Below are 6125 nucleotides of genomic sequence, written 5' to 3'. Positions count from 1 at the left end.
GTCGGTGGGGAGGCCCTCGGGGGTGCGGCGCCATTTCTCCTGGACCACGACCTCGCTGAGCCGCCATCCGTCGTCCGTGCGGACCAGGCCGAACGCGTACCGGCCGCCGCAGACGAAGTCGGGCGCGGTGGATCCGCCGTCGTGACCGGCGAAGCGCATGGGGTTGATGTAGTCCGCCTGGACCTCGGCGGTGTCACCGGTGTCGTGCTCCAGGTACCCGAACCGCACCCGCCGGTTGACGATCAGATGTTGGCGCATGGGGAACAGCTCCATGCTGCGGGCCAGCCAGTCGGCGACCTGTGCGGCGTCGCCCTCGATACCGCCCGCCGAGCGGTAGTCGGCTCGGCCGCCCGGGGCGAACAGCCCCCGGTACGCCGTCCAGTCACCGTCGTCCACCGCCACCGCGTACTCGGTGATCAGGCCGTCGACGGCGAGCCGGTCCATCACGGTCGCGAGCTCCACACGCTGCGTCATCGGTTCAGTCTTGGGGCAGGGGGCGCGACACGCCAAGGGGCGTGCGCCGACGACATACGACCGGCCCATATTCGGTGGCCCGCGAAGCCTGTCGTGATCGAATCTTGCTCCCGTGAAGGAAAGTGAGCGAGAACGAACAGAGGACATGACCGAGCCCTGATTCCGGGTCCGGGCCCGCCACACGGCGGACACGATCACCGTCTACCAGGCCTACCGGCCCGGGGTCGGCGGCCCGGTCGCCCGCGACGGCCGCTTCCTGGCCGATTGGAAGCGGACCGGATGACGTGGGTCATCAAGCGGCGTTCACAGACCTTGTCCGTGGCGTGTCACCGGGCGTGTAAGAGGCACGACTACCTCTGTGAGCTGCTGCGCCTGTCATCCGAGGGGATGTGAGGGACGGCGGAGCCGGGGTCGAAGCCTGCGAAGGCCAAGCCGATGACGAAACCCGCCACCTCCTCCAGTTGGCGGACGCGATCCAGCGTCCCCAGAGTCGCCGGGACCCCGCCGACGTCACGGACCAGTTCGCCGGCGATGTGCAGTGCCGTCGCATCGTCACCGCACATCGCCACCGTCACACGGGACTGGCCACCAGCGGGCGGGCTCGCCCACTGGCCGGCGGGAAAGAGGTGAAAAGCCTTGACGACCAGAGCTCCCGGAGCGAGCCCGGCGATCCGCCCTGCCATCGACTCGCCGTGTTCGGTGAGCAGAGTGCCGACGCCGTGCGTCACCGCGTTCGTGGGATCGATCAACGGCATTCCCTTGAGCGCGCCGTCGGACGCGCCCACCGATCCCAGCATGTTCTCGACGCCGTCCCAGGACACCGCGAGGAGCACCGCATCGCGCCCGGTGACCGCCTCACGCGGCGTGACGGCGAGCACCTTGTGGCCCAGCCGCTCTGCGAGCTTCTCCGTCTTACCTCGCGACCGCCCGCCGATGGCCACGTCATGTCCCGCCCGCGTCCAGCCCTCACCCAGGGCCGCCGCCAGTGCCCCTGTTCCCAGGATCCCGATACGCATCTGACTGTTCCTCTCCACCAGTGGTCGGTCGGGTGGTTACGTTAGGGAGGGCGTTACGCACCGATCAGTGCGTGACAGACGCGCAATGATGGGCGGCGAGATGACTGATCACGACTCCCACTGCTACGAGTTGGTCGCCGATTGCCGTTTGCGCGCGGCCACCGATCTCTTCGCCCATACATGGGATCCCGTTGTTCTGGCGGCACTTCGCGTGGGACCTCGCCGACGCCGCGAGCTGCGCGCCGCGATCGGTGGCATCAGCGACAAGGTCCTGACCGACTCCTTGCATCGTCTGCTCGCAGGTGGACTGATCGAGCGCCACGCGCATGCCGAGGCGCCGCCGCGCGTCGACTACGCCCTGACCGGCTTGGGGCAGAGCCTGGTGGAGGGCCCGATGGCGGCGCTTGGACGCTGGGCGATCGAGTACGGTGAGGAACTTCTCGAAGCCCAGGACAGCCTTGACGCAAAAGGTCTGTGAGCGAGGCTTGACGTGGATCATCAAGTCGCGTCGACAGACCCAAGTCCTGCGCTGACGGGTCGGCGGGCGTCTGCGAGTCCCGAAGCCACGCCCTACGAGTCGTTCCAGAACCCGGTGGATTCTCCCCTGCGGGCGAGGCACAATCCCCGGGGAATCGGGGCGAGGGGGAGCTTGTTTGGATGTGTTCGCCTGTGCCGGGTGCGGCACGGAGCTGACGGCGCCGGTGTCCCGGGTCGCCCTCCCCGTCCATACCCACCATGGGGCGTGGGAGGAACTCCACCCCCCGCTGATGGAGCCCGCGACGTACGCCGTCGACCCCCAGCCCACCGGACCGCCCTGGCGGTTGTGGAAGGAGGTCGCAGCGGACGAGGCTGCTCGGCAGGGCGTGTTCGCGCCGGTGCACTCCGTCTCCTTCGGCGCGCGGAACAGGATCGTCATCGCCCCCGGCGACTCCCGGTCCATGACCCTGATCCCCGACAAGTGCGAAGGCTATTGCCAGGGTGTGGATGGCCGGGCCGGTCCCAACCTGGCGTGCGAGGGGTGCGGGCGGACCGTGGCAACCCGCATGGACGACTGCGGAATGTGGCAGACGGTGTGGCTTGAGCCCGACGCGGTCGTACGCTGCCCCTCGGAGCTCTCGGCCGGTCCGCCTCCCGACTGGGACGATCTGGAACGTGCTGAGCATCGCGTCCCTCCCGTCGAACCCGACGGGTCGTGGAGCCGTCGCTGGGAGGCGGCGGTCGGAGTCGCACTGGCCCATCTGGTGGCGGTCACAGAGGACCGCCCGGTGAACCTTCCCGTCGGTCCCGTCGCCGAGCTGCTCGGCCACGCCGTCGGCCGGTATCTCCCCGCCGGGCCCGGGGCCCGGTCCGTGGGGCTGGCCGGCCCGGGGATCCGCCTGCCCCGGCCCCGTCCCGACGTCCTGCTCGTCCCCCGCCATCCCCTCACGGGGGCGCCCTGGCGTCCGCCAGGCGACGAGGCGGCTGTGGTGCCGCTGGACAGCGGGGTCTGGGCGTACCTCGCCCACCCGGGCGAGACCTCGCCGATGCCCGCGACCGGGGTCCTCCCGGAGGGCGTCCTGCGCGACGACTACCCCCTGCCGCCGCGCCCCTGGTACCCGCTGACGCCCCACCGTCACGCCTTCGAGGACACCCTGGTCCGGCTACCCGCCGTACGCGCCCCCCGACTACGCAGATATCGCGACGCGTACTGCCGGGCCGTTTCGCCTGCGTCAGCTGGCTGACCCGAGGAAGATGCCCGCGACGTGGAGGCCGGCCAGGTGGGTGGCATGGTCGGCCGACTCGCCTGCCGCGGTCCCTTTTTTCGGGTCCCGGCAGCGTGCTGATGAGCGTGGACGATCGTGGAATCCATGGACACCGCCCGGTCGAGGTTCTCCACACGCAATGCCCAACGGTCGCTGTCCCCAGCCTTGATCCCGTCAGGTGTGCCAGTCGGAAAGGTCTGTGACCGCGGCTTGACATGGGTCATCAAGCCGCGTTCACAGCCTGCAAGGGCACGGGCTTGAGTGCGGGATGCATCAATTCCGTTGGGCGAGCCCGCCGAAGGACGGATCATGGAGCCGTGACGAAATGGACGAAGAAGGCGGCTCCGGTCGAACAGTCGGAGCGTGAGCCCGAGCTCTCGGCGTACCAGCAGGCGATGCGGAACCGGCTTCTCGCGGCCCCCGTGGTACCCGCTCCTGAACCCTGGCGGCCCGTCTTCGAGCACACATACGGCGTCGCTGTCGGCGGACTGATCGGGATCGGGTTCGCGACGCATCCCGACAGCGGCCACGATCTGGTGATGGTCGTATCCTCCGACGGTCATGGTCTCTTCGACGCCGTCACCGGGGAGAAGATCGCCAGGGACCGCGATCCCGACCCCGAGGACAGCACCCCCGACGCGGTTGCCGATCTGTCCTGCCCGGGGCTGGGGCCCATTGCCGGGAGCCGCGTGCGTATCGCGGGGCTCTTCGGCGGAGGGCTGCACACCACCACCGGGGACGGCTGGACCCTGGAGGTCGTCACGCCGGCCTGGCCGAACCACCGTGTCCTACTGTCCGGCGACGGCGGGCTGCCCCACGCCGGTCCGCACGGAGAGAAGTGGTGGCACATCTTCCACTCGAACTACTCCACATTCCGTACAGCGGGCTTCTCGCCCTCAGGACAGACCGTCGCCGTGGCGACGAGTAGCGATCTTTCCTTGTGGACACGCAGGCCGGACGACACCCACTTCGCTAGCACCGGAGCCTGACCGAGTCGGCCTGTGCATCGAGTCGTGGGAACTCCTCCGGCGATACGCTCTGCAATCTGTCGGCATCCGCGTCTTGCGGGCAGCGACAAGACGAAGCGGGATCACACACCAAGCCACGTTGACAGACCCTGCGCCTTGCCGACGCCGAAGGTCGAGAAGTGGTGGGCGCAGGTCTCGCCGCGGCTGAACCCGCTGCCGTACCGCTCGTTGCAGCTGGGGCCGGCGGGTGAGGCGGCGGCCCGGTACGCCGACGAGTGGATCGCCGGGATCGAGGACGTGACCCCGCTCGCCCGGCAGGTACACGGCCTGGTCCGGGCGGGTGAGCTGGAACGGGCGGCGGAGCTGCTGCCCGAGGAGCGGCCGTACCTGCTCGACGACACGATGCCGGCGCATCTGCGCGGCTGAGGCGTACGGGCCGGGCCGGACGGACCGTACAGGTCGAGCGGGCTGGATGGGCCGTGCGGGCCGTCGGTGTCAACGGTGGTGGCGGCCGAGGAGGACGCAGACCGCGTTCTCCTGGATCGTGCGCAGCCGCGCCAGCAGGGCGGGGTCCGTGGTCCTGTTCACCTGCGTCGTGATCGAGAAGGTGATCGACTTCCGCCCGTCGGGCGTCGCGGCCATCAGCTGCGTGTAGCCGGGGAAGTTCCCGGTGTGGCCCAGTACGACCCCGCAGCGGGTGCTATAGCGGAAGATGGCCAGGCCCGCCGAGTTGCGACCGGGGCCGGCCGGCTCGGAGGCGCCCTCGATCCAGCGGCGCTGCTCCTCGCGTACGGCCGGGGACGTCAGTTCACCGGCGGCGTAGGCGCGGATGAACCGCGTGAGGTCGCGCGGGGTGGAGACGATGCCGCCCGACGCCCACACCCCGGATGCGCTGAGCAGCTCGCTGACGTCCTCGGGCGGTCCGGGCGGGCGCACGTCGTACCCGTGCATGTACGGCTCCGGAAGCTCGTAGCCCAGGGGGAGGCTGGTGTCGCGCAGCCCGAGCGGCCGGTTGACCAGGCGGTGCAGCAGATCCTCGTACGTCCGCTGGGTGGCCGACTCCGCCATGAGGGCCACGGCGATGTTGTCCGAGTTGGAGTACCGGTACCGGGAGCCCGGGCGGAAGCGCAGCGGTTCGTCGGCGACGAAGTCCAGCAGCCGTCGCGGGTCGAAGGTGCGGCGCGGGTCCGCGGTGAGCAGTTCCAGGAACTCCGGGTCCTCGGTGTAGTCGGGCAGCCCACTGGTGTGGTTCAGCAGCTGCCGGAGGGTCACCTTGCGCCAGGCGCGGGGGAGTTGGGGGAGCCGGCGGCCGGTCGTGTCGTCGAGACCGAGGGCACCCTGCTGCACAGGACGGAGGGCGACGGCACCGCTGAACGCCTTGGCCGTACTGGCGATCCGCATGTGGTCGGTGGGCTGGATCGGGCGGTCGGTCGCCAGGTCGGCGGCACCGGCCCGCAGCACCCGGGTTCGCTGTTCGCGCTGGAGGACGACGATGACGCCGGGCGGTCCTCCCGGCGCGTGGACCAGTTGTTCGAGCTGGCGGCGCAGGGCGAGCTCGTCCCCGCCGCCGGGAGCGGCACCCGCCGCCGGAGCGGCGAGGAGGCCGCCGAGACAGGACGAGCCGAGCAGGGCGACGAGCGCCAGACGGACACGGGCGCGAGGACGTGGGCGGGGACGGGAAGTGAGCGGCATGGTGGTCCCGGGGAGCGTAGGGGGCGGGCCCCCCTCAGCATGGGCAGGACCGGCTGCCGTGCGCTCGTGAGCTTGCGCTGTCCGGCGGATCGACGGGCCCCGGTGCCCTACCGGGGCCCGCCGGGGGTTGTGAACTGCTCAGGGTTGACTGCGCACAAGCACGTTCTACCGCGTACGGGTGAGTGCCCGGGCTGCTTCCCGCACGACCTCACGGGTGGGAACGGAGGTTCCTC

At 70.3% G+C, this 6125-nt stretch carries 7 protein-coding genes and 1 pseudogene; 5 read left to right on the top strand and 3 right to left on the bottom strand.

Translation table 11 applies throughout. The features are described 5' to 3' along the window. Positions 1-474 (bottom strand): nuclear transport factor 2 family protein (locus AOK15_RS19970; protein ID WP_055518755.1); only part of this gene is annotated, 474 nt, incomplete at its 3' end. A 145-nt stretch (positions 475-619) separates the two neighbouring features. Here AOK15_RS19970 and AOK15_RS48835 point away from each other — a divergent pair. Continuing rightward, a pseudogene (locus tag AOK15_RS48835) lies at positions 620-765 on the top strand (DUF4291 family protein); the annotation flags it as partial. Between the two features lie 59 nt (positions 766-824). Here AOK15_RS48835 and AOK15_RS19965 read toward each other — a convergent pair. Next, on the bottom strand, positions 825-1490 hold the full coding sequence (locus AOK15_RS19965; RefSeq protein ID WP_055518752.1) for an NADPH-dependent F420 reductase: 666 nt from the start codon (positions 1488-1490) through the stop codon (positions 825-827). Positions 1491-1590: 100 nt separating this feature from the next. On the opposite strand from AOK15_RS19965, the gene AOK15_RS19960 reads away from it, so the two are divergent. The 4 genes from AOK15_RS19960 (at position 1591) to AOK15_RS44045 (ending at position 4626) form a co-directional block, all read left to right on the top strand. Then, on the top strand, positions 1591-1968 hold the full coding sequence (locus AOK15_RS19960; RefSeq protein WP_205632177.1) for a winged helix-turn-helix transcriptional regulator: 378 nt from the start codon (positions 1591-1593) through the stop codon (positions 1966-1968). Positions 1969-2143: 175 nt separating this feature from the next. Then, a complete protein-coding gene (locus AOK15_RS19955) occupies positions 2144-3211 on the top strand; it encodes a hypothetical protein (RefSeq protein WP_055518748.1) in 1068 nt (355 codons plus the stop codon). 338 nt (positions 3212-3549) lie between these two features. Continuing rightward, positions 3550-4221, top strand: a complete 672-nt coding sequence (locus AOK15_RS19950; protein ID WP_055518745.1) for a hypothetical protein — start codon at positions 3550-3552, stop codon at positions 4219-4221. Positions 4222-4356: 135 nt separating this feature from the next. Then, entirely contained in the window at positions 4357-4626 is a 270-nt protein-coding gene (locus tag AOK15_RS44045) for a DUF4291 family protein (RefSeq protein WP_276206218.1), read from the top strand. A 69-nt stretch (positions 4627-4695) separates the two neighbouring features. Here AOK15_RS44045 and AOK15_RS19940 read toward each other — a convergent pair whose 3' ends face one another. Next, the gene (locus tag AOK15_RS19940) at positions 4696-5892 is read right to left on the bottom strand and encodes a serine hydrolase domain-containing protein (protein ID WP_055518743.1); all 1197 of its coding nucleotides are present in this window, start codon (positions 5890-5892) and stop codon (positions 4696-4698) included. Positions 5893-6125: the final 233 nt, after the last annotated feature.

Origin of the sequence: Streptomyces ossamyceticus, assembly GCF_001418475.1 — a bacterium.
GTDB lineage: Bacteria > Actinomycetota > Actinomycetes > Streptomycetales > Streptomycetaceae > Streptomyces > Streptomyces ossamyceticus.
Note: the sequence above shows the minus strand (reverse complement) of the source record. Positions and strands in the feature narration are given on the sequence as shown.